This window comes from Geminicoccus flavidas, from assembly GCF_009806515.1.
Taxonomy (GTDB): Bacteria; Pseudomonadota; Alphaproteobacteria; order Geminicoccales; family Geminicoccaceae; genus Geminicoccus; species Geminicoccus flavidus.
Map to the genome: position 1 here is coordinate 1 of NZ_WUJP01000040.1, position 4266 is coordinate 4266.

Sequence of the window (4266 nt, forward strand, 5' to 3'; positions counted from 1 at the left end):
AGCCCCGCCGCGTGCCAGGTCGTGCCGCAGGTGAGCTGGCGGCGCTCCAGGAGCAGCGTGTCGGTGATGCCGAGCCTGGCCAGGTGGTAGCTGATCGAGCAGCCGATCACGCCGCCGCCGATGACGATCACCTCGGTCCTGGAAGGCAGATCCTGACCCATCGCTGCGCCTTGTCGCTGTTGCGGCTGCCTGTCTAGCCCGGGGTGGTGCCGAGCGCGAAGCGACAGAGGCGACCTCGATCGCCGCGCAGGGGCAGGTCCGGCCGTCCCGGCCCGCTCAGGACAGGCCGACCGGCCGGGCGAGTGGTGGTGGTGCGTCGGCCGAGCGCGTGGCCGGCCGGGTCCAGGGCTGCGCCTTGTACCAGTCGACGACCCCGCCGGTGACGAGCAGCACGAGGATGCCCGCCAGGTTCAGGAGCGGCACGACCACCGGTCCGCCGCCCGAGCGATGCAGGACGATGCCCAGGACCTGCGCTGCCACCAGGCCTGCCAGGAACACGGCCAGCGACTGGCGGCCGATCAGGACGCAGCCGCGTACCAGCATCCCATCAAGCCGGCTGCCCGCCGGGCCGACCAGCCACCAAGCGAGGTAGGCGAGCGCCAGGAAATGCACGAAGCGCAGGAGGCCGAACTGGGTCTTGCCGGTGAGTGGCAGAATGAGGTCGCGCACCAACTCGAGGACCGGCAATGCCCGGACGAGCGGCAGCCAGGAGAACGGCACTGCCAGGGCGATGACCGCCACGGCCGCCAGCGCCAGGGCGGCGCTGCGCGGTGGTGCCGGCAGCCAGCCGCGCACCAGGGCAAAGCCGGTAAAGAAGACGAGCTGCCAGCCGAACGGGTCGAAGAACCACTGCCGCGTCATCCAGGGGTCCGCGGGCAGTGCGATCAGCCGCGTCTGAGCCAGGCACCAGAGCAGGACCATCGCCGCGAGTGCGGCACCCCTGCCCTGGAGCCGCTCCAGCCCCAGCATCACCGGGATCAGCACCAGGATCACCAGGTACATCGGCAGGATGTCGAAATAGTTGGGCACATAGGTCAGGCTCATGAGCCCCAGGAGCCCGCTGCCCGGATCGGTCAGAAAGCGCTGGAGCTGGAGGAGCCTGGTATAGGCATCGGTTTCAAACAGGCGGTCGGCCGCCACCATCAGGGCCAGCACGGCGATGAACACCCCGATCTGGGCCCACCAGATCTGCCAGACCCTGAGCCCGATCCTGAGCGTGCCGACCGTCCAGCCATGCCGGTCGAACACCCGGGCGAACGCATGGGCGGACGCCATGCCGGAGCAGAACACGAAGATCTCGGTGGCGTCGGAGAAGCCGAAGCGGGCGGGGATCCAGTTGACCCAGGCATTGCCCGGGATGTGGGCGATCAGGATGATGCACATCCCGATGCCACGGAAGAAGTCGAGCCGCAGGTCGCGCTCGCTGCGCCGATGACCCTGACCGTCCACGGACACCCCCGGCTGGCCGGCGGCCCGGCCCCATGCGGCCGGCCCGTTCCCCGCCTGGCCGGCTACACGGGCGGCGGCTTGCTGTCCACGTCGCGCACCCCGCCAGCCGGTTCCGACGGCGACACGGTGTTCGCACCGACGATCAACCGGGCGCCGCGCTGGAAGGTGACATAGTCCCACAGCCAGTTGATCGCGACCATCAGGCGGTTGCGCCAACTGATCAGGAAATAGATGTGCGCCACCCCCCACACCAACCAGGCGAAGTAGCCGCTCAGGCGGATCCGGCCGAAATCGACCACCGCGGCCCGGCGGCCGATCGTGGCGAGGTTGCCGGCATGACGGTAGCGGAACGGCGCGGGCTCAGTCGCCTCACCCAGGAGGAAGCGCAGGCGGCGGGCGACGTGGTGACCCATCTGCTTGGCGGCCGGCGCGATGCCGGGCACCAGACCGCCGCCCGGCCACGGCACGGCTGCGGCATCGCCGATCACGAACACGCCCGGCCGTCCGGGCACTTCGAGATGCTGGTCCACGGCCACCCGGCCGGCCCGGTCCGCCGGCACGTCCAGCCACCGTGCCACGGGGGAGGCCTGCACGCCCGCTGCCCAGACCACCGAGCCGGCCGGGATGTGCAGGTCGGCGGCGGTGACACCCCCCTCGTCGATCGCAGTCACCTGATGGCCGAGGCGAAGCTCCACGCCCAGTTTTTCCAAGGCCTGCCCAGTCCGGGCCGACAGCTCCGGAGGAAATGCCCCCAGCAGGCGGTCGCTGCCCTCGATCAGCACGACCCGGGCATCTTCCGGGCCGATCCGCCGGAAGTCGCGGGCCAGCGCGTGGCGGGTGAGCTCCGCGATGGCGCCTGCCATCTCCACCCCGGTGGGGCCGCCACCCACCACCACGAAGGTGAGCAGCGGGCGCCTCGTCGCCGGATCATCGGCCAGCTCCGCTTGCTCCAGCCTGGTCAGGATCCGCTCGCGGATCTGGGTCGCATCGGCGATGCGCTTGAGCCCGGGCGCCCGTTCCTCCCATTCGTCATGGCCGAAATAGGCATGGCGGGCGCCGGTGGCGAGTACCAGCCAGTCATAAGGAAGACGCCGCCCGTCGCTCAGTATGACCACGCGCGCCGCATGGTCCACGGCGACGACCCGGCCCAGTTGCACCTCCACGTTCCGCTGGCGGCGCAGGATGCTGCGGATCGGCCAGGCAATGTCCGCGGGCGACAGGGCCGCGGTCGCGACCTGGTAGAGCAGCGGCTGGAAGAGATGGTAGTTGCGCCGGTCGACCAGGGTGATCCGCAGCCTAGCACCGGCCAGGGCCTGGACGCAGCTCAACCCGCCGAACCCGGCGCCGACCACGATCAAGCGTGGCGCACCATCTTGTCCCGCATCCATCATGCTCCTGCCCTGTCTTCTGGATGTCGCTCTGTCGCCTGCGATCCCGCCGGGGCCGCCGTCGGTCAGGCGTCCGCCCGCAGCAGCGCCTGCACCTTCGCGTGCAGCATGTCGAACGAGAACGGCTTGACCAGGAGCTCGGTGCCCTCCCCCAGATGCCGCTCCAGCCGCCCGCCGGCATAGCCGGTGATGAACAGGACGGCGAGGCCGGGCCGGCTGGCCCGGGCGATCTCGGCGAGCTGCCGGCCATTCGGGATCCCGGGCAGGCCGACATCGGTCACCAGCAGGTCGACCCGGCGCCGCTCCGACAGGATCGCGAGCGCCTCGCGGCCGTCGGCCGCCTGGAGCGTGCGATAGCCGGCCTCGGCGAGCCGCTCGGCGGTCACCCGCCGGATCGCCTCGTCATCCTCGACCAGCAGCACGGTCCGCCCCGTCTCGTCCACTGCCGCTATGGGCTGGACGGGCTCGGCGGCGACGGGCGGGGCGCCGTCATGGCGCGGCAGGTAGATCCGGATGGAGGTTCCCTGGCCGGGCGTGCTGGTCGTGCGCAGCAGCCCGCCCGACTGGTGGACGAAGCCGTAGATCTGGCTGAGGCCGAGCCCCGTCCCCTGGCCGATGGGCTTGGTGGTGAAGAACGGCTCGAACGCGTGGGCCAGCACCTCCGGCGGCATGCCAACGCCATTGTCGGCCACCGCGATCTCGACGAACGCGCCGGGCGGCGGATCGTCCTGCGCGAGCAAGTCGGCTGCCGTCAGGCTCACCTCCGTGACGGTGATCAGGATCCGCCCGCCGCCCGGCATCGCGTCGCGCGCGTTGATGCACAGGTTGAGCAGGGCGCTCTCGAGCTGGTTGGCGTCGCACAGCACCAGGCCGACCTGGTCCTGGAGGCCCAGCTCGATCTGCACCTCCGGGCCGACCGAGCGTCGGATGAAGTCCTTCATGCCGCGTACCAGCTCGACCGCATCGGTCGGCCTGGGCTGCAGGGTCTGGCGCCTGGCGAACGCCAGCAGGCGATGGGTGAGGTTGGCCGCTCGTTCGATCGCCTCACGCGCTCCGTTCAGGTAGCGGTCCACCTCGTCGATGCGACCCTGGGCGATCCGGCGCCGCACCATCTCCAGGCTGCCCGAGATGCCCTGGAGCATGTTGTTGAAGTCGTGGGCGATGCCGCCGGTGAGCTGGCCCACCGCCTCCATCTTCTGCGCCTGGCGCAGGGCCTCCTCGTTGGCCCGCAACTCGCGGGTGCGCTCGGTGACCTGCTGCTCCAGGGTCGCGTTCAGCTCGTGGAGCGCCTGCTCCGCCCGCTTCTGCTCGGTGATGTCGTGGCCCTGGATGAAGATGCCGGCCATATTGCCCGACGCGTCGCGCACCGGCTGGAAGATCACGTCCAGGAAATACTCCGTGGAGGAGCTGCCGTCCGGCGCCGCGAGGA

At 70.6% G+C, this 4266-nt stretch carries 4 protein-coding genes; all 4 read right to left on the minus strand.

Annotated features, from left to right (window positions below):
• Positions 1–161: FAD-dependent oxidoreductase (locus EQG76_RS33210; protein ID WP_159709797.1), on the minus strand; the 161-nt coding region annotated here is incomplete at its 3' end.
• A gap of 115 nt (positions 162–276) precedes the next feature.
• Positions 277–1455 carry an OpgC family protein gene (locus EQG76_RS01025; protein WP_200840461.1) on the minus strand — a complete coding sequence of 393 codons (1179 nt, stop codon included), beginning with the start codon at positions 1453–1455 and terminating at the stop codon, positions 277–279.
• A gap of 56 nt (positions 1456–1511) precedes the next feature.
• Entirely contained in the window at positions 1512–2801 is a 1290-nt protein-coding gene (locus EQG76_RS01030) for an NAD(P)/FAD-dependent oxidoreductase (RefSeq protein WP_235031147.1), read from the minus strand.
• A gap of 101 nt (positions 2802–2902) precedes the next feature.
• The coding region (locus EQG76_RS01035; RefSeq protein ID WP_159709801.1) for an ATP-binding protein at positions 2903–4266 on the minus strand (1364 nt) is incomplete at its 5' end.